The organism is Alphaproteobacteria bacterium (assembly GCA_033344895.1).
Lineage (GTDB): Bacteria > Pseudomonadota > Alphaproteobacteria > UBA8366 > Aestuariispiraceae > Pacificispira.
This window is the reverse complement of record JAWPMN010000001.1, coordinates 2,178,073-2,197,745: the sequence shown is the minus strand read 5'-3', so window position 1 is coordinate 2,197,745 and position 19,673 is coordinate 2,178,073. Positions and strand designations below refer to the sequence as shown.

19 protein-coding genes are annotated in these 19,673 nt (G+C 63.2%); 13 read left to right on the top strand and 6 right to left on the bottom strand.

Translation table 11 applies throughout. The features are described 5' to 3' along the window. Positions 1-35: 35 nt before the first annotated feature. Genes R8L07_10735 through R8L07_10720 form a run of 4 tightly spaced genes read right to left on the bottom strand, consistent with a single transcriptional unit; the run spans position 36 to position 6,028 of the window. Complete coding sequence (locus R8L07_10735) at positions 36-899, bottom strand: UPF0280 family protein (GenBank protein ID MDW3206004.1); 864 nt, start codon at positions 897-899, stop codon at positions 36-38. A gap of 4 nt (positions 900-903) precedes the next feature. Then, positions 904-2,412: a 6-hydroxynicotinate reductase gene (locus R8L07_10730; GenBank protein MDW3206003.1), complete on the bottom strand. Its 1,509-nt coding sequence runs from the start codon at positions 2,410-2,412 to the stop codon at positions 904-906. After that, complete coding sequence (locus tag R8L07_10725) at positions 2,409-5,165, bottom strand: molybdopterin cofactor-binding domain-containing protein (protein MDW3206002.1); 2,757 nt, start codon at positions 5,163-5,165, stop codon at positions 2,409-2,411. Before R8L07_10725 ends, R8L07_10730 begins: the two co-directional genes overlap by 4 nt. Next, complete coding sequence (locus R8L07_10720; GenBank protein MDW3206001.1) at positions 5,162-6,028, bottom strand: FAD binding domain-containing protein; 867 nt, start codon at positions 6,026-6,028, stop codon at positions 5,162-5,164. Before R8L07_10720 ends, R8L07_10725 begins: the two co-directional genes overlap by 4 nt. A 432-nt stretch (positions 6,029-6,460) precedes the next feature. Here R8L07_10720 and R8L07_10715 point away from each other — a divergent pair, with 432 nt between their 5' ends. Next, on the top strand, positions 6,461-8,215 hold the full coding sequence (locus R8L07_10715; GenBank protein ID MDW3206000.1) for an EAL domain-containing protein: 1,755 nt from the start codon (positions 6,461-6,463) through the stop codon (positions 8,213-8,215). Between the two features lie 79 nt (positions 8,216-8,294). Here the strand turns inward: R8L07_10715 and phaR are convergent, their stop codons facing one another. After that, the gene (gene phaR, locus R8L07_10710; GenBank protein ID MDW3205999.1) at positions 8,295-8,915 is read right to left on the bottom strand and encodes a polyhydroxyalkanoate synthesis repressor PhaR; all 621 of its coding nucleotides are present in this window, start codon (positions 8,913-8,915) and stop codon (positions 8,295-8,297) included. Between the two features lie 443 nt (positions 8,916-9,358). Between phaR and R8L07_10705 the strand changes: the two genes are divergently transcribed. After that, on the top strand, positions 9,359-10,654 hold the full coding sequence (locus R8L07_10705) for an alpha/beta fold hydrolase (protein ID MDW3205998.1): 1,296 nt from the start codon (positions 9,359-9,361) through the stop codon (positions 10,652-10,654). 146 nt (positions 10,655-10,800) lie between these two features. After that, entirely contained in the window at positions 10,801-11,973 is a 1,173-nt protein-coding gene (locus R8L07_10700) for an acetyl-CoA C-acetyltransferase (GenBank protein MDW3205997.1), read from the top strand. A gap of 60 nt (positions 11,974-12,033) precedes the next feature. Here the strand turns inward: R8L07_10700 and R8L07_10695 are convergent, their stop codons facing one another. Then, entirely contained in the window at positions 12,034-12,633 is a 600-nt protein-coding gene (locus R8L07_10695) for a TetR family transcriptional regulator (GenBank protein MDW3205996.1), read from the bottom strand. A gap of 52 nt (positions 12,634-12,685) precedes the next feature. Here R8L07_10695 and R8L07_10690 point away from each other — a divergent pair, with 52 nt between their 5' ends. From R8L07_10690 to R8L07_10645, 10 genes are all read left to right on the top strand, one after another. Further along, positions 12,686-13,099 (top strand): DUF1330 domain-containing protein, encoded by a 414-nt coding sequence (locus R8L07_10690; GenBank protein MDW3205995.1) that lies wholly within the window; start codon positions 12,686-12,688, stop codon positions 13,097-13,099. A 106-nt stretch (positions 13,100-13,205) separates the two neighbouring features. After that, complete coding sequence (locus tag R8L07_10685; protein MDW3205994.1) at positions 13,206-13,610, top strand: ACT domain-containing protein; 405 nt, start codon at positions 13,206-13,208, stop codon at positions 13,608-13,610. Positions 13,611-13,672: 62 nt separating this feature from the next. Continuing rightward, a complete protein-coding gene (locus tag R8L07_10680) occupies positions 13,673-14,614 on the top strand; it encodes a nitrilase (protein MDW3205993.1) in 942 nt (313 codons plus the stop codon). Further along, a complete protein-coding gene (locus R8L07_10675) occupies positions 14,586-15,614 on the top strand; it encodes a histone deacetylase family protein (GenBank protein ID MDW3205992.1) in 1,029 nt (342 codons plus the stop codon). Before R8L07_10680 ends, R8L07_10675 begins: the two co-directional genes overlap by 29 nt. A 168-nt stretch (positions 15,615-15,782) precedes the next feature. Continuing rightward, positions 15,783-15,986 (top strand): twin transmembrane helix small protein, encoded by a 204-nt coding sequence (locus R8L07_10670; protein MDW3205991.1) that lies wholly within the window; start codon positions 15,783-15,785, stop codon positions 15,984-15,986. A gap of 3 nt (positions 15,987-15,989) precedes the next feature. Then, entirely contained in the window at positions 15,990-16,553 is a 564-nt protein-coding gene (locus R8L07_10665; GenBank protein MDW3205990.1) for a cob(I)yrinic acid a,c-diamide adenosyltransferase, read from the top strand. A gap of 2 nt (positions 16,554-16,555) precedes the next feature. Beyond that, positions 16,556-16,840 (top strand): hypothetical protein, encoded by a 285-nt coding sequence (locus tag R8L07_10660; protein MDW3205989.1) that lies wholly within the window; start codon positions 16,556-16,558, stop codon positions 16,838-16,840. A gap of 7 nt (positions 16,841-16,847) precedes the next feature. Next, positions 16,848-17,600, top strand: coding sequence for a hypothetical protein (locus tag R8L07_10655; protein MDW3205988.1), 753 nt, complete (start codon positions 16,848-16,850; stop codon positions 17,598-17,600). 177 nt (positions 17,601-17,777) lie between these two features. Then, the gene (locus R8L07_10650; protein MDW3205987.1) at positions 17,778-18,530 is read left to right on the top strand and encodes an electron transfer flavoprotein subunit beta/FixA family protein; all 753 of its coding nucleotides are present in this window, start codon (positions 17,778-17,780) and stop codon (positions 18,528-18,530) included. A 24-nt stretch (positions 18,531-18,554) separates the two neighbouring features. Further along, positions 18,555-19,487, top strand: coding sequence for an FAD-binding protein (locus tag R8L07_10645; GenBank protein MDW3205986.1), 933 nt, complete (start codon positions 18,555-18,557; stop codon positions 19,485-19,487). The last annotated feature ends 186 nt before the right edge of the window (positions 19,488-19,673 follow it).

The window sequence follows — 19,673 nt, the reverse complement described above, 5'->3', positions numbered from 1 at the left end:
GTTTCCTCGGGCACTTGGTTTTTCGGTTTAAGTGGTCAGTCGGGAAAGTTCAGGGCGGGCGGCGCCAGCGCGCTCATCGCACCGACGATTCGGCTTTCCCCGCGTAGAAACAGGATTGCATCTTCGATGGCGCCTTCGCGGCGATAGGACTCGGCGCGGCTGACCCCGCTGTCCAGCGCCCGGGCCACGGCATCCATCCGCATATGGCCGACGGCGACGGTGACCGGACGATCCCCCAGATCGCTGTCCGGGTCCAGCGCACTGGCCGGTTTGCGTTCGATGGCGGGGTGATCGATGTCGACGGCGCTGGCAATCATGGTAGCCGCTGCATCGGCACTGGCCGCATCGCGCGCAAGCACCGTCACCGCATCCGCAATACCAAGGGAATGGGATCGGCCGGCCCGGCCGCTTGTGGCCACGCCGCGCACCGGGCTGGCGGCATCGATCTTCAGGCGCCCGCCCGCCGTCCCGCGTTCCAGATCGGAGATCAGGCCGATTTCCATGACCTGGCCCGGGGTCAGATGGAAGGCAATGTCGCCGCCATCATTGACATAGGCCTTTGCCAGACCGGCTGCACCGGTCATGGCCTCCAGCACGTGGTCCGCAACCGCTCCGGCCACGGCTGCCATGGGGGTCACGAAGGCATCACCGGGCAGGGCATTCACCGCGCGGTGCATGCGCCGCGCAACCGGGCCGGACGGCGCGGGTCCTTTCGCCTGCCGCAAGACCGGCAGTTCGGACACCAGCATGTCGAGCAGATCCGCAAAACAGGCCTCTGCGGCGGCGTAGGCGGCTTCCACCGCACCCGCGTCGCCGATCGCCTCCGCGATCAGGTCGATCGGTCCGTGTTGCAGATGCAGTCTGTTGCCGTCTAGCCGTGCCGCGGCAGGACCGGTCATGACGTCAATCGCCTCCAATCGGCCAGGGATTGGTCGCGGGCCAGGTCTCGGCACGCAGGGCGACCCGGCCATCCGTCAGATCGGCCAGCGGCACGATCGACCCGGTATGACCGCCCAGCCGCGCAAAGTCGTCGCGCGGCAGAGTGAATTCCAGCGGCGCCACCAGCGCCGGTGTGGGCACAGAGCCGAAACTGTTGTCTGGCATCCTCATGACGTCGACCATAACCGTGATCCCGCCACCGGGCCAGACGTAGCAGGGGGCACCGCCCATCGTGACCCGGGTAAGCGCATCGCGTACCGAGCGCGTCAGTCGGACCGGATTTTCAGTGACACCGGCGCGCAGACTGCCGCCGGCCCCGGCAACGAAGGCGACCGAGCACAGGGCGGGTTCGCAATTCTCCGCAATCCGGTCGACGACAATCTGCAGGGGCCCCGGCATTTCCTTCGGAACCGGGGTCAGGTCCCCGTCCAGTTCGCAATAGATCGCATCCTCGCCGGTCGTACTGACCATCAGCAGGCGCAGACCGGGCCAGGCGGTCTTTGGATCGATCTTCTGGATGATCGACAGCGGGTCGGTGATATCCGTCCCCCCCCAGCCGGATCCCGGCGCCGCGACCTGAAAGTACCGACCGGGGGTCGATTTCCGCCCGCGCACCCGGATGCCTGCGGGTTTCATGTCCAGATAGGCCCCGGCCTGATGCTCGCTCAAGACCCCGGTGATGTGATCGTCGACGACGATGACTTCATCGACATGACCGTGCCATTGCTGGGCGAAGATGCCGATGGTCGCGGAACCGCAGCCGACGCGCATGCGCTCTTCGGCCTCGCCATCGACGATCGGCGCTTTGCCGGCCTGCACAACCACCTTTGCGCCGCCTTCGATTTCCAGTTCGACCGCGTCCTTGTTGCAGAGCGACAGCATGGTGGCGCAGGTCACGACGCCTTCCTTCTTGGAACCGCCGGTCAGGTGTCGCACGCCCCCGAGGGACAGCATCTGAGAGCCGTATTCCGCCGTTGTGACATGGCCGACGGGTTCTCCATTGCACAGGACGCTGGCCTGTTCCGGACCGAGATGACGGTCGGTATCGATCTTCACCTTGACGGAGCAGTAGCTGAAAATTCCCTCGGTGACGACGGTGACGGTATCGACCCCCTGCCAGCGGCTGCCGACGATGAAGGGGGCCGGCTTGTAGTCCGGATAGGTCGTCGTCGCACCGATACCCGAAACAAAGACCGGCGCGTCGGCGGTCAGCTTACCGGACCAGTTTTCCCCATCCTTCAGAAAGGGGACCAGTTCGCCGGTTTCGTTCTCGACCGTCTTTCCCATCAGCACCAGCGGGTCGGTACGGACCAGGACCCCGCCTTCATTGGCGTAGCGGTCGCAGGCGCCGCTGCGCCCCTCGCGAATGCGGCACAGGACCGGACAGGCGTCGCAGCGGACGATATCCGCATCCTTTTCCTTCGGGTCGACCGGGGCGGCCTCTACCGCCGGGGCAACACGCGTTTCCGTCATTTCGAGGCCTCCCGGATCGCGTCCAGAACCCGGTGCGGCAGGGCCGGAACCCGGGTAATGCGTGCCCCCGTCGCGTGACGAATGCCCCCCAGAATGGCCGGCGCCGTCGGAATCAGCGCGGGCTCACCGATCCCCTTCGCGCCGAAGGGCCCTTCCGGATCTTCGACTTCGACCAGAATGCACTCGATGTCGGGCATGTCGCCGAAGGTAGGGATCAGATAATCGTGCAGGTTTTCCGTACGACCCGGTAGATATTCCTCCATCAGCGCCAGGCCCAGCCCCTGAGCGATACCACCGTGAATCTGCCCTTCGACCAGCGTCGGATTGACCGCGCGGCCGACATCATGCGCCGCCACCATGCGGCGGACCTTGACCGTCCCCAGCTCGATATCGACCGAGACCTCCGCAATCTGCGCCGCGAAGCCGTAGGAGATATAGGGAATGCCCTGCCCGTCGTGATCGAGCGCCGTGGTAGGGGGGTCGTAGGTGCCCTCGCCTTCCAGCACGGCACCGGACGGTCCCTCAGGCAGGTCTCGCAGGTCCAGATGGCGGACCGCGCCATCCGATTCCTCGATCCGCAACACGGCGCCGTCGGCGACGATTCTGGCCTCCGGCCCTGCATTGCCGCGCTTCAGGATTTCGGCGCGAAGGGCCGCGCCGGCGGCCTGTGCCGCGCGGCCGGAAACCAGTGTCTGCCGGGACGCGGAGGTCTTTCCGGCATCGTAGGTCAGGTCCGTATCCCCGGTGACCTGACGGATCAGGGAAACCGGAACGCCCAGCGCGTCGGCACAGATCTGCGGCATGATCGTATAGCTGCCCTGGCCGATATCGACCGCGCCGTTATACAGGGTGAAGACACCGTCCCGGTCAACCGTCACCCGCATGCGCGAGGGATTCGACATCGAGGTGTTCCCGCAGCCGTACCACATGCAGCCGATGCCGACACCGGTCCGGATTGGTCCCTTCGCCCCGGCATTGGCAGCCTCCGCGGCCGCACGCCAAGCCCGCCAATGCGGCCGAACAGCCTCCAGACATTCCGCCAGTCCGGAGGACGGGCCCATGACCTGGCCGGTGGCGGTGGTATCGCCTGGACGGATGGCGTTGATCAGCCGGAATTCCAACGGATCGATGCCCAGCTTCAACGCCAGATCGTCCATCAGGGTCTCGCCCGCGATCGCCCCCTGCGGCACACCGAATCCCCGGAAGGCGCCGGAAGGCGGGTTGTTGCTGTGCAGGGCGCGGCTGGTCGCCCGGACATGCGGCACCCGATAAGGCCCCGTGGCATGGACCGGCACGCGCCCTGCCACGGTCGGCCCCCAGGACGCATAGGATCCGGTGTCGAAATCGGCATGGAAGATCATGGACGTCAAACGCCCATCCCCGTCCGCCCCAAGACTGGCCTCGACCAGGGCGGGATGGCGCTTGGTGCTTGCGCGCATGGAATCCGGCCGTGAATAGACCGTTCCGACCGGCCTTTTCAGGAGCCAGGCCGCGACCGCCAGGATCGGTTGAACACCGACATCCAGCTTGCCCCCGAAACCGCCACCGCAGGTCGCGGGCACGATCCGAACATCGGCGTCGGTTATGCCAAGAACGTCGCGGACCTCCTCCTTGTCCATATAAGGCGCCTGGGTCGACGCATAGACTTCGATCCGGTCACCGATCCGAACCGCGTAACCGGCCTCCGGCTCGATATAGGCGTGCTCTACGAAGGCGGTGCGGAACCGGCCGTTCGAGGTCGCAACCGCTTCTGTCATTCCCGCTTCGGCATCACCGCGCACGACGCGGCCCCGGATCAGGGTGTTTTTCTCGGGCTGATCGGGATGCAGTGCCGGTGCATCCTCCGCTGTTGCCATCTCCATATTCGTGACGGCAGGCAGGGCTTCCCAGGAGATCGGGATATCCGAATCCGGTATCTGCTCGATCGTTTCGCGGTCGCCGACCAGCGCCAGGACCGCATCCCCGCGATACAGCACACGGTTTTCCGCCAGAACCGGCTGATCCTTGATATGGGGATAGATGCCGTAGCCGTTTCGGCCCGGAATATCCTTTGCGGTCAGCACCCGAACAAGGCCGGGCCATTTTTGATGAAGCGGTGCAAAATCCCCCAAAGTGAACCGCGCATGGGCATGGGGAGACCGCACGACACGAAGGCTGAGACAACCGTTCGGCCATTTGTCGGCACCGTAGGTCTCCCGGCCTGTCAGCTTGCCGCTCGCATCCATACGCGTAATGCGGCTGCCGACGGCATGTCCAGAATCGGGGTTTTCCGGAACCGGCCCGTTTCCGGCGGTATCCAGAACGGCTTCGACAATCTTCGTATATCCGGTACAGCGGCACAGGACCCCGCCGAGCGCGTCCATGACCTCCTGCCGCGGCGGGTTCGGAGATTTCGACAGAAGCGCCGCCGACGCCATGATCATTCCGGGTGTACAGATCCCGCATTGGGCCGCGCCATGCCGATCGAACGCATCGCGAAGGCGGTCGAGGATCGGATTGTTTTCCGCCTCCGCCGTGACGATTTCCGCACCCTCCGCCTGTCCGGCCGGAACCAGGCAGGCACAGACCTGCTCCCCATCCAGCAGCACGGTACAAGCCCCGCAATCCCCGGCGTCGCAGCCGATCTTTACCGACTGCACGCCCAGACCGTCGCGCAGGACGCGGCTCAGCCGTGTCTCGCCGGATTGGGAGACCCGGTGAGACACCCCGTTCACGGTCAGGGACAATGTGTCCTTCAGCGCGACGTCGCTCATGCCGCCTCCTTCGCATCGAAACGTGTGCTCAGATCCGTCAGCAGCCGACGAACCAGGATTTGTGCCGCCTGCCGACGGTAGTCGGCGCTGGCCCGGGGATCATCGATCGGGGTCAGATGATCGAAATGACCTGGATCGACCACAGCGGCGGGATCGTCCCGGATGGCTCTGCCGACCAGCGCCTCTTCCAGATCGGGCAGTCGGCGGGCGACCTCGCTGCAGGCGCCGACGGAGACCGCGGCGCCGGCAATCCGGTCCGCCGCATCGACCTCCAGAACCCCAGCGACCATTGCAATGGATATGACCAGGTAATGACGCGCCCCAAGCTTCAGGAAGGCGCCGCGCGAATTGGCTGCGGGCTTAGGAACCTCAATTCCGGTGACCAGCTCCGTCGCGTGCCGGGCGGTCTGACGGTAACCGGTCAGAAACGCCGACAGCGGCAGGCGACGCTCCCCGTCCAATCCAGCCAGGACGACCGTCGCGTCCAGGGCCATGAGCGGCGGGATGCCATCTGCGGCGGGGGATGCGTTGCACAGATTGCCAGCGACCGTGCCGCGATTCTGAATCTGCCGCCCGCCAACTTCCGCCGCGGCGGCCTTCAGCCCATCGAATGCCGCCGGAAGCGCGTCCGATTCCCGGATTTCCGACCAAGTGGTGTTCGCCCCGATCCGGATAATGTCGTCCCGGATCGAAATGCCGCGCATCCCTTCGATCCTAGAGACATCCAGCACCGGCTCCGCCGGCCCCGGCTGAACACGGGCTGGGAAATGATCCGTCCCCCCGGCAACGATACGTCGGTTTGAATCCGCGCTCAGAATCTGTAGTGCCTGCGCAAGGTCTGTCGGCCTTAGATATGTCCCCATCACGGCCATACTCCCGAAACCCTGTTATTGATTTTTGTTTGTGTACATATGAAGTGTGCGCCGGAATGTTCCGGCTCGCAACAGGGAATTCCTTTCATCCGCAAATGCCCGGTATCCGAATACTGACCCACACAACCCCGGTAACGATTTATTAAGTATAACAGACCAGTATCCTCGAACCATCGGAGCGAACGGGCTGGCACACCACCTCCAGGATCGATAAAAAATATCGCATCACGTGTAGTCGCCCAATCCTTCGAGCGATGCAGGAAAGTTTGAACAAACCTCAATAACACCTTGAAATTAATTATGAATAGGGGCACAGTCCCATCGGGTCGTTCTTGAGGACGGGAGATATTCGGGGGTGAGAGGGTCTAGGCCCTCTGTTTGTGTGCGTGATACATTCATGCAGTCCTTAAGGAGGGTGCCCGGTTGCCTAAGAACGGGTCGAAATCGCGGGAGTCCGATACACTTGCCGGGCTGGCTCTGGGAGCTTCCGGCGACCTGGGTTATCGCTGGAACCTGAAGGATGACCGGATCGACTGGTTCGGAAATCCGAAGATCGCGCTCGGCACCACCTCCTTCGATGAAATCCTGACCGGTGAGAACTTCGGGGAACGCATCAACCCCGAGGATCTGGCGCGGCGTCTGCAGGTGCTGAATCGTCATTTCGCTACCGGCAAGGCCTATGACTGTGAATACCGCATCCGCCGCAAGGACGGCGCCTTCTGCTGGGTACATGACCGGGGTGGCGCGGTTTACGACAAGTCCGGCGCGCCGGACTGCATGTATGGCACACTGCGCGTCGTTACCGGCCGCAAGCAGCAGGAGAGCCTGCTGGAACACCGGGCGAACTACGACGATCTGACCGGCCACCTGAACAAGGTCCGCCTGCGCGAGGCCCTGCAGAACGCCCTGTCCTATAATGAACGCTACAAGGTTTCCGGCGGCTATCTGGCGATCGGGATCGATAAGCTGTCGATGATCAATGACGGCTATGGCCACGAGACCGCCGACGCCGTGATCATCGGTGTCGGGCAACGGATCGAGCGCTGCCTGCGCGTCACCGACGTGATCGGCCGGATCGGCGGGGACCGGTTCGGCTGCGTCCTGTCCCATTGTGACGAACAGGGGCTTCAGATCACGGCGGAAAAAATTCTGGATTCCTTCCGATCGAGCCCGATCGAGACACCAAGCGGCCCCGTTCACATCACTGTTTCCGTCGGCGGAACGCAGATTCCGGGCTTCATCCGGACCGCCCTGGACGCCATGACCGGCGCCGAAAGCGCCCTTTCGGAAGCGAAGAACCAGGGACGAAACTGCTTCATCGCCTATCAGGTAACGGAAGAACAGCGCCTGCGTCAGCGCACCAATATCGCGTTGGGCGAGAAGGTCATGAAAGCGCTGGACGAGGGCCGCATTGTCCTCGCCTATCAGCCTGTCGTCGACGCCGGATCGCGGGAGATCGCCTATTACGAGACGCTGATCCGGATGATTGACGACGATGGCAAGATCGTCTCCGCCGGCCAGTTCATTCCGGTGGTCGAGAAACTGGGCATGATCCGCCCGCTCGACCTGCGGGCGCTCGAACTCGCCGTAACCGACCTGCGAAACCACAATGAGGTCCGCCTGGCGGTCAATGTTTCCAGCCTGACGGTGACCGACCCGGCCTGGCTGCGAACCCTGGTCAGCCTGATCAAGGGACGCCCCGACATCGCCAAGCGGCTCACGATCGAGATTACCGAAACCGCGGCATTGGAAGACTTCGACGTAACCGCGCGCTTCGTCAGCTCCGTCCGGGATCTGGGCTGCAAGGTTGCGCTCGACGATTTCGGGTCCGGCTATACCTCCTTCCGACACATGAAGTCGCTGACGGTGGATGTGGTGAAGATCGACGGCGCCTTCGTGACGGATGTCGCGACAAACCGGGAAAACCAGATGTTCATCCGAACCCTGCTGGGTTTGGCGGACGGGTTCGGATTGCAGACGGTCGCGGAATGCATCGAAACCGGTGAAGAGGCCGACATTCTGACGACAGAGGGTGCAGATTATCTGCAGGGCTGGCATTTCGGGAAGCCGGAGGTCGAACCAGAATGGCGGGTCGGCAAGAAGCCGAAACGCGGCGCGGCGCGGTCCGGACGTGCGACGAATGTCGTCTCTCTGCACGCCAAGGGCAAAAAGGCCTGACCGTCCCCGGGGAACGGTGACGGTCCGCTACGGCATCTGCCTCAGTTTTTTTTGAAACGACCGGCGGTGCGCCGACAGATCAGGACTTGCCCTCCTTCAGGGCCCGCAGCTGCTTCTGCATTTCCTCGACCTGTTTCTCCAGCGCCTCGACCTTTTCGCTGCCGGACCGGGCCTTCCCTTCGGTTTTTCCCGGCGCATCGCCTTCGCCGCCGAACGGCGAGAACATCTGCATGGTGCGCTCCAGCATGGCCATGTTCTGCTTGCCGATTTCCTCAAACGAGCCGAACGGGAAGACCGAGCCGAATGTCTCCTGCATGTAGTCCTGCATCTTCTCCTGATTTTCGGAGAAAGAGCGGATCGAGAAATCGAGATATTGCGGCAGCATCATGCGATGCATGTTGTCACCGTAGTATCCGATCAGGCTGCGCAGAAAGCTGATCGGCAGCAGGTTCTGGCCGTTCTTGCTTTCCTCTTCGACGATGATCTGCGTCAGGACGGCCCGCGTGATGTCTTCACCGGTCTTCGCATCATAGACCGCGAACTCGATACCTTCGCGTACCATCTGGGACAGATGATCCAGGGTCACGTAGCTGCTGGTCGCCGTATTGTAGAGACGACGGTTCGCGTACTTCTTGATCGTAATCGGATCGCCTTCCGTACCGGAGGACGATTTGCCGCTTGTCGGCTTTTCCTGGTTCATCTTACCAAACCCCGCTTGACCGTACGCTTCACCCCCGTTTCGGAGCGCGACGGACTTCCTTATGGTCAAAGTGTGCACCCGTCCGCGCTGCGGTGCAATAGGCGCATGTCGGTTTTCGCCAGCCCTGCTTTATGTCTATAGTCGCCGCATCATGACACGGACCAAGAACAGCAACGGGGGGCCGGACGGGCCCGAGGATTTTGCAGATCTGGCGCGGCGTTTCGCGGATTTGTGGCAGGATCAGCTTTCCGCGATGGCCGCCGACCCGGCGCTTGCGAAGTCAGTTCAGGAGTCCATGGCGCTGTGGCAGCAGGCAACCCAGGGGTTTCCAGGCGGCGGTCCGGCAGCGATGTCCGACCCGACCGCTGCCTTTCAGAATGCCGCTGCAGCATGGGCCGGAAATCTGAACCCCGGACCGGTTTCCGACGAAGGCAGGCCAGAGCATGAACACAGTACCGCCGAAGCCCCGCCCCGGCCCAAGACCGCTTCCGATCCATCTGACGGCGGCGAGCGGATACTACACCAGCTTGATCGCCGCCTCGCTCGCATTGAAGAACGGCTCGATCGCCTGGAATCCGGGGCTGGCGAAGGACGCGTCCGCGCTGACCGCGGACCTGACCGAAAGGCTGCAAAAAAGAGCAGCGCAAAGCGCGCGTCAACCAGACGCGGCAAACCGTCAAAATGACTTCACGCTAGCGGTAGAGCTTGAGGCGCGGCGACGGCTCGGCCGGATGCTGGACGGCATTCAGGCCTATCGCGCCCACCCCTATCACCGACAGGTCCCCGACCCCGATGTCCTTTGGCAGGAGGGCACGACGCGTTTGCTGGACTATCGACCGTTCCGCGCCGGACGTAGCACCCGGCGTCCCGTGGTCCTTATCCCGTCGCTGGTCAACCGCGCCCACATTCTGGACCTCCGGGAGGAACGCAGTCTGGCCCGGTGGCTGGCAGCACGCGGCCATTCGGTTTTTCTCGTCGACTGGGATTCGCCCGGTGCCGTCGAACGGGATTTCACGTTGAGCCATTATGTCGCCCGTCTGCAACGCGCCCTTGTTGTCGCCGCCGAACATGCCGGCACCTCTACGGCGGCCATCGGCTATTGCATGGGTGGACTTCTGGCCCTCGCCGCGGCGCAGGGCGCTGAAGACCATGTCGACGCCCTAGTCCTGATGGCGACTCCCTGGGATTTTCATGCTGACCGCCCCGATCAGGCCCGAGGACTGGCCGCCCTGATGCCTGTCATGGAGCCGACGCTCTCCGTTCTGGGGGAGATGCCGCTCGACATGCTGCAAACCCTCTTCGCGGCGCTTGACCCCACTCTTGCCCTGCGCAAGTTCGCCGCCTTTGCCGCGATGGACCCATGCGATGAGAATGCGACCGCCTTTGTCGCGCTGGAGGACTGGCTCAACGACGGGGTTGCGCTGGCCGCGCCCGTCGCCCGCGAATGCATCACCCACTGGTATGGCCGGAACACGCCGGGCAAGGGTCAGTGGCGGGTGGATGGTCGGCCCGTGCTGCCGGATAACTGGCGCAAGCCCGCCCTGTCCATCATTCCGGCTGCGGACCGGATTGTCCCGCCGGCCTCGGCCTCAGCGCTGGCGCATGCCCTGCCGCGGGGCATGGCGATCACGCCCAGGGCAGGGCATATTGGCATGGTCACCGCGCGTAGCGCGCCGGATCGGGTTTGGCGCCCCCTGGCCGAGTTTCTCGACGATCCGGACGCGCCGGCAAAGGCATAGTGCCGGTTCGGCCCGGATTGGACGGTTGATCCATCGCAATGCACCGGTTTATTGTGCGGCGCAACAATGGTTGACGAATGGGGGCGGCAGCGCCTTCGATGGCCGCACGCTTGCGGCATAACAACGTCTGACAGGAGGAACCCCAGATGACCGATATCGTTATTGCCAGTGCGGCCCGCACCCCCGTCGGCAGCTTCAACGGCGCGTTGAGCGGCGTTGCGGCCTCCTATCTCGGCACGGTTGCCATCAAGGAAGCCCTGAACCGCGCAGGCGTTGCGCCGGAAGAGGTCGATGAAGTGATCCTGGGGCAGATCCTGACGGCCGGCACCGGGCAGAACCCGGCCCGCCAGGCGGCGATCGACGCCGGAATTCCCTATGAGAAGACCGCCTATCAGATGAACCAGCTCTGCGGCTCCGGACTGCGCGCTGTTGCCCTTGGCATGCAGTCGATCATGGCCGGCGACGCCAGCATCGTCGTTGCGGGCGGTCAGGAAAGCATGAGCCAGGCCCCCCATTGCGCGCATCTGCGCAACGGCCAGAAAATGGGCGACATGAAATTCGTCGACACCATGATCAAGGACGGCCTCTGGTGCGCCTTCAACGGCTATCACATGGGCAACACGGCGGAAAACGTCGCCCGTCAATGGCAGTTGACGCGCGAAGAGCAGGACGAGTTCGCCGTCGCCTCCCAGAACAAGGCCGAGGCCGCCCAAAAGGCCGGCAAGTTCAAGGACGAAATCGCGCCGGTCACGATCAAGACACGCAAGGGTGAAACCGTCGTCTCCGAGGACGAGTATCCCAAACACGGCACGACCATCGACAACCTGGCCAAGCTGCGCCCGGCCTTCGACAAGGAAGGAACAGTGACGGCGGGCAACGCATCGGGCATCAATGACGGCGCGTCCACGGTCGTCCTGATGACCGCCGATGAGGCGTCCAAGCGCGGCATTACTCCGCTGGCGCGGATCGTGTCCTGGGCCACGGCCGGCGTCGATCCGGCGATCATGGGCACCGGCCCGATCCCGGCGTCACGCAAGGCCCTGGAAAAGGCCGGATGGTCCGTGGACGATCTGGACCTGATCGAGGCCAACGAGGCTTTCGCGGCACAGGCCCTGGCGGTCAACAAGGACATGGGCTGGGATCCGTCGAAGGTGAACGTCAACGGCGGCGCCATCGCCCTGGGCCATCCGGTCGGCGCATCCGGAAACCGCGTGTTCGTCACATTGCTGCATGAGATGATCAAGCAGGATGCGAAAAAGGGCCTGGCCACGCTTTGCATCGGCGGCGGCATGGGTGTCGCGATGTGCGTCGAGCGCTGATCGCGCAATAGTCCAACCAATTTCGGATCGCCCCGCCCTCTCGGCGGGGCGTTTCGCTTTTCAGGCGCATGGCGGCGCCAGCAGGACCTTGCGGGCGGCCTGTTTCAGTCTGGCCGTCGCCCGTTCCGGCGGCCAATTGCAGTCGCTTACCAGAAGGTCCCAACTCTGGACCGATATCGTGGTCCAGAGGTAGTCCGACGCCTCCGCAACCTCCCATGCGGGGTCAAGCCGTCCTTCCGCCCGAACGGTTTCAAGCAACTCAGCCAGGAAAGCGCGTAGCGCGTCCATGCGGTCGGTCCAGGCAGCGGCCGCATCCGCGTCCTGCATGCGTGTCCGGATCAGGACACTGGCAACGGGATGGATCCGGGGCACGAAGTCAAACCAGGCATCCAGGCAGGCGTCGAAACGGCTATCGGCATTCGATTGCGCCATGGCGTTGCCGAAGGCATCCCAGATATCGAAACGAAAATCGGCATGTCGGACAAGCGCCACCAAAAGCGCGCCGCGCGACGGAAAATGCGTATAGACCGCCTGGCGTGTCCTGCCCGCAGCGGTCGCGATCTCCGCCATCGAAACAGCGTCGCCCCGGGCCGAGACCAAAGCCCAGGCAGCATCCAGGATTTCTTCCCTCGTACGTTCAGCCTTTGATTTTTTTGACATCTGTCAATTTCTCATTATTTTACACGCGTCAAAAAAATACGGAGCGCCAACCATGAACGCAACCACTTCGATCGAAAGTCACATTGATGCCCTTGCCGCCGCATTCGGCGACGGCAGCGACGGCGCGGCCCCGACCAAGGCACAGTGGCGTCGGATACTGGACCGTCCTTCAGATCAGCCCGTCACATTGTTGAACCTGTTCAAGATTCGCGACCAGTCCGCGTTCGACCGCTACGCCGAAACCAGCATTCCTGCCATGCAGAACGCCGGCGGGAATTTTCTGATGATCGCCCCCTGCGCCGGTGCGTTTCTGGGGGAGGAGGAAGATTGGGACCTGATCGCAATCGGCAGCTATCCCGACCGGGATTCGCTGCTGCGGCTGTTTGAAAACCCGGTATATCAGGCGGCTTTTCCAGATCGGACAGTGGCATGTTCGAAGCAGAAGGTCGTGATCTGTAATACCTAGGCGGCCACCCGTTGTCGCCGGGTCAGCTCTCGCCGGGTAGTTTTCGCTTGGCCATGTCCAAACGGGACGGTAGCCATGAATCCAGCCAATTTTCGGAATCAGGGCAATGACCGGCGAGAGCGATCTGAGAAAACTGATTGTCGAGATGGAACCGACGCTGGATCCGCAGACATATGTCTTCGCGTCGGTTCCCTCCGATTTTGTCATCGCGGAAAAGCCATTGCTGCGATTTCAGGAGGACGAGGGCGACACGCTGATCCTGTCCGAAACCTCCGCCCGACAGGCCGGCCTGAACGATACCCGTCAGTTCAGACGCATAACCCTGAGCGTGCATTCAAGCCTGGAAGCGGTCGGTCTGACGGCCGCCTTCGCGCATGCGCTGGCGCGGCACGAAATCTCGGCCAATGTAGTCGCGGGGTATTTTCACGACCATATTTTCGTACCCGCCCCGGATGCGGACGCAGCCCTCGAAGCGCTGAAATCTCTCTCCCGCGAGGCAGGCGCCGATTGATATTTGCCCGCACGGGGATACGGGTCTAGGCTGTTTGTGATCACAATTTGAGGATCCAGACCATGACCGAGACCGTATCGATCACCCTATGGGCAACGAATATGGGCCGGACGCTTTCCGGACCGACGGAATGGCTCGACAGCCTGGACACCGTTGCAAAAGAATCGAAGGACTCCGGCAGCGACCTGCTTGTCGTGCCGGAATATGTCTCGGAAATCTGGCTGACCTATGCCGGGCCGGATATCGATGTCCGCAAGGAACCGGCCCGCATGGCCGAGGCGGCGGACGCCCTGCTCGACGGCACGCAGAAAATCGCGGACAAGCACGGTATTGACATCATGGCCGGTACCTGGCCGGTTCCGGACGGCAAGGGCGGGTTCAACAATGGCGCCCATCTGTTCACGGTCGGCGGGGACCGGCCTCTCATACAGCCCAAACTGTGCATGACGCCGCCGGAAAAGGACCCTGCCTCCTGGGGTATCCGCCCGGGTAGCGGCATGCGGGTGTTCGACTGGAATGGTCTGCGCTGCGCCATCGTCACCTGCCTGGATATCGAATTGCCGGCGCTCTCGGTCAAACTGGCGCAGACCGCACCGGACCTCGATCTGATCCTTTGCCCGTCCATGACAGAGCGGCTGTCCGGCTACAGCCGGGTCTTCGGTTGCGCAAAGGCACGCGCGGTCGAACTGATGACGACGGTCGCCGTTGTGGGCGCGATCGGCGCCACGCCACTGAAAGACCCGCGCCCGAACGTGTCCGGCGCGGCGGTCTATCTCCCCTGCGAGGCGGATCTCGGCTTTGACGGCCGGTTCGCCGAAATCGGGCCGTTCAGCGAAGCACCGAAAGACGATCCGCTGGGTCCGCGCCTACACGCGCGGGATATTCCCGTCGGAAAGGTCCGGAAACTGCGCGAAAATCAGCCGGAAGTATGGCCCGGCGCATGGTCGGCCGACAGTCTCGTGATGGAAACCGGCAATGCGGACCGTCTACAGCGATCGGCATAAGGCCTATCGACCGAAATTCGATATCGTGAACGGGGTCGTCACGGAGACGGCCTCGCCCTGGCGCAATGCCGAAATCGTCCTGGATGCGCTGCGCCGTGATCTGAATGCGGAGATACTGACCCCGGCCGATCATGGAAGGGCACCGATCGGATGGGTTCATGACCCGGCTTATGTCGCGTTTCTGGAGACCGCCTGGGACGAATGGGTGCGCGCCTATGGGGATGCCGGCGAGGCTCTGCCGCTGGCCAACGTCCAGCGCGGCATGCGGCAGGCGGTGCCGGAGACGATCGAAGGCAAGCTGAGCTACTATGCATTCGACACCGGCACACCGATCGGCCCCGGCACCTGGGAGGCCGCCTACTGGTCCGCCCAGGTCGCGGTGGATGCGGCACGGCGCCTCGCCGCGGACCGCGAAGCGGTATTCGCCCTTAGCCGGCCCGGCGGGCATCATGCCGGCTATGACTATTACGGGGGATACTGCTTCCTGGCGACGGAGAGCCTGGCGATAGAAACCCTGTGCCGGGAAGGCGTCGGCAAAATCGCGTATCTCGATGTCGACTACCATCACTGCAATGGAACCCAGGCGATCTTCTATGAACGCGATGATGTCCTGACGGTCTCGATCCATTGCGACCCGCGGCACGACTATCCCTATTTCTCGGGCTTCGCGGATGAGACCGGCACCAGACGTGGTGCGGGGTGCAACCTGAACATCCCGCTTCCACCCGGCACGACCTGGTCGGAATTCGACCCGGCGCTTGCCCGCGCGCAACAGGCCATCACCGATTTCGGCGCCGATGCACTGGTGGTGCTGGCAGGTGTCGACACTTTCGAAAAGGACAGCATCTGCAAGTTCGAGCTGGTTCTCGACGATTTTCCGGGGATTGGGAGGGCGATTGCCGACCTGGACCTGCCGACCGTCTTCGTGAAAGGCGGCGGGTATTGCGAAGAAGGCCTGGATCGTTGCGTGACCGCAATGCTGGGCGGCTATATGGCATGACGCCGATCCCTGCTACACCGGACAAGCCGCGCCCCGGTCCCGCGGCGGCGGGGTGAGCAATTGGGGTCAGGACGCTGTCCAGCGCCTGTCCATTCCAAATCGCGACGGGGTGTCGCGCATCGTGCTAGGCTCTTTCCGAAGGGCCCGTACCGAGCTAAATGAGTCGACATGACAATATTTGCAATCATCCTGATGGTCATCGCCATGGTCGCAACGGTCGGAATCCTGTTTACCGGGATCATCGCCATGGCGCGCGGCGGCGAGTTCAACAACAAATGGGGCAATCGCCTGATGCGCTATCGCATCCTGGCGCAGATGATCGCGCTGGCGATGTTCGCGGTTGCCCTGGGTCTGTTGCGCAGCGGGAGCTGACCATTGGTCACACTGTCGAAGATCTATACCCGCGGCGGCGACGCGGGACAGACGTCGCTGGGCGACGGGTCCCGCCGCGCCAAACACGATCTGCGGGTCGAAGCCTACGGAACCGTGGACGAAGCCAACGCCGCCATCGGCATGGTGCGTCAGCACACAACGGGCGAGATCGACGACCTTCTGTCACGCATCCAGAACGACCTTTTTGACCTGGGCGCCGACCTTTGCACGCCGGAGGGAACGGAACGTCGTTCCAGCGCCCTGCGCGTCGAAGCCAGCCAGGTGAAGGCCCTTGAGGACGAGATCGACCGCTACAACGCGTCCCTGGAACCGCTGAAGAGCTTCGTTCTGCCGGGCGGAACGCCGGCGGCGGCCTATCTGCATCTGGCCCGCACGGTGACCCGCCGCGCGGAACGTCTTGTCGTTGCGTTGGCCGAAGCGGAAACGGTCAACCCGGAATCGGTGAAGTATCTGAACCGGCTGTCGGACCTGTTTTTCGTTTTGGGACGCTATGAGAATGACGGCGGCAAGGCCGATGTTCTTTGGGTCCCCGGTGCGAATCGCTGACCATGGATAGCGGGCTCATCGAACTGGCGCAGATGACCATTCTTGGGCTGTTGGCCCTGTGCTGTGTCATCGGCGTGGCGCTGCAATTTTTTGCCTGGCGGCATCTCAAGCCCGGCATTCCGAGATTCGGCCACAAGGACTCCCTGTTCAAGAAGAAGGCCGAATACTACACCGACGAAGGCCTGCACTATATCGAGCTGCAGAAGCGCGTCATGTACGTCATGTTGGCCCTGTTCTTCCTGTTCATCGCCTCGATCGAGTTCTCGGCGACCGAGCCGCCGCAATAGGGCGGCCATGATCCTGGAAGCACTGGAGTACCTGACCACGCCCTGCCCGACCTGGGCGCGGCGTCTCGGCTATCTGTCTGAAGCCATCGCGATACGGCACCGGTCCCGGCGTTGCGCGGCCGCTTGGGCGGACCATCAGCGCAATACAAGAACCGCCATTCTGGACACCCTCCCGGAGAATTGCGGTACCGCAGTGATCCTAGGGGCCGGCCAATGCCTGGACGTACCGCTGGATGCCCTTTCCGACCGCTGCGCCCGGGTCGTCCTGATCGATGCGGTGCGGTTGCGGGGTCTGTCCCTGCCCGCCAATGCGGAGTATCGTCTGATGGATGTCCAGGGCGCGGCGGAGAAACTGTTTCGGGGCCAATCGTTGTGGGAACGGCCACAGAGTGCGCTGCAGGCCTTCGAGGACGCCGATTACGTCGTCTCGGTCAACCTGATCTCTCAACTTCCCATCCTGCCATTGCGGGCGATCGCAAGACGCAATCTGTCGACACCGATCTTCGAACATGGCGTCTCCGGCCAGATCATGCGGGACCATGTGCGCGACCTGAAAGCTCTGCCCGGCAAGGCCGTCGTGATCGGGGACGCGCGACGAACCCACCGCAACCGGAAGGGCGACATCGTCGACGCGGAAAACCTGGCTGCACAGGCCCTTCTGCCCGCGCCGGAACGACACTGGACCTGGCCCGTCGCACCGGTCGGAGAACGCCAGGACGGCCTGTCGACGGAGACCATTGTCGGTGTCTGGGTAGTTTGATCTTTTGCGCCCCGATGTCGCAAAGCGGCGCAAATTCGGCCCTTCCACGCTTGACCGGGTCACTGTGGCCTCCTAAACATCCGCTTCGATACTGCGTGGGCTCCCTTCTCTACGGTGGGGGCCTCCGATTTGAGGGGCTGATGCCCGAGCGTTCAAACGAAGAGGGAGCGCGCCGCAATGAAGGTCTTGGTGCCGGTTAAGCGCGTCGTCGACTACAACGTCAAAATCCGTGTCAAAGCGGACCAGACGGGGGTCGAGACCGCGAACGTGAAAATGTCGATGAACCCATTCGACGAAATCGCCGTCGAACAGGCAGTTCGCATGAAAGAGGCCGGTCAGGCCGAAGAGGTCATCGCCGTTTCCATCGGCCCGCAGCAAAGCCAGGAAACCATCCGCACCGCGCTCGCCATGGGCGCCGACCGCGGCATCCTGGTCCAGCACGATGGCGAAGTCGAACCGCTGGCCGTTGCGAAGATCCTGAAGGCCGTCGCCGAAGCCGAAGGCCCGGGCGTTGTCCTGTGCGGCAAGCAGGCGATCGATGACGACGCCAACCAGACGGCACAGATGCTGTCCGCGATGTTGGGCTGGTCCCAGGCGACCTTCGTATCCAAACTGGAAATCGGCGACGGCGAAGCCACCGCGACCCGTGAAGTCGACGGCGGCCTGGAAACCATCAAGGTCAAGCTGCCGACCGTTTGCTCCGTCGACCTGCGCCTGAACGAGCCGCGCTATGCGTCGCTGCCGAACATCATGAAGGCCAAGAAGAAGCCGATCGACACGAAGACCCCGTCGGATCTGGGCGTCGACCCGACCCCGCGTCTGCAGACGATAAAGGTTGTCGAACCGCCGCCGCGTCAGGCCGGTGTGAAGGTCGCCGACGTGGCCGAACTGGTTTCGAAGCTTCGCAACGAAGCCAAAGTCATCAGCTAAACCGCACCGAAAAGGAGAAAGCAGATGGGCATTCTGGTCATCGCGGAACATGACGGTGCGGAAGTCAAACCGCACACCCTGAACACCGTTGCCGCGGCACAGGCCGCCGGTGGCGACATTACCGTTGCCGTCATCGGATCGGGCTGCAAGGCCGCCGCCGACGCCGCCGCCAAGATTGCGGGCGTCACGAAGGTCCTGTTGGCCGACAGCGGCGAATACGAAAACCAGCTGGCCGAAGCGATTGCCCCGGCGATCGTGAAAATGGCCGACGGTTACGACGCGATCATGGCCCCGGCCAACACCTTCGGCAAGAACGTCATGCCGCGGGTCGCGGCCCTGATGGACGTTCAGCAGATCTCGGAAATCTCGGCGGTGCTGGGCGACAAGACCTATGAGCGTCCGATCTATGCCGGGAATGCCATCGCGACGGTGAAATCGGCCGAGAAGGTCGATGTCCTGACCGTGCGCATGACGTCCTTCGACGCCGTCGAAGCCGAAGGCGGCAGCGCCGCCATCGAAGAAGTCGGCGGAACGGGCGCGCAGGACCTGACGTCCTATGTCGGGCAGTCGGTCACCGAGAGCGACCGGCCGGAACTGACCTCTGCCAAGATCGTCATCTCCGGCGGTCGCGGCATGCAGTCGGGCGACAACTTCGCCATGCTGGAGAAGGTTGCGGACAAGCTGGGCGCCGCCGTCGGCGCCTCGCGTGCGGCGGTCGATGCCGGTTTCGTCCCGAACGACTATCAGGTCGGCCAAACCGGGAAAGTCGTTGCACCGGATCTCTACATCGCGGTCGGCATCTCGGGCGCGATTCAGCACCTGGCCGGCATGAAGGATTCGAAGGTTATCGTTGCCATCAACAAGGATGACGAAGCCCCGATCTTCCAGGTCGCCGATTATGGATTGGTCGCAGACCTTTTCGAAGCGGTCCCGGCCCTGGAGGCTGAGCTCGGCTGACCCGGCACTTGCCTTGATTTTGAAGAGGGGGCGGCCCGACGGGCCGTCCCCTTTTTGTTTGTCCTTGCCCCCGCTTGGCCGTTAACGTTTTAGATACGCAGCCAGATCTACGATGCCGGCAGGGTGACCGGGATCGGGACCGGGCGCACGCAGTATGCCGCACATGACACGAGTGCGGTCGAGGTG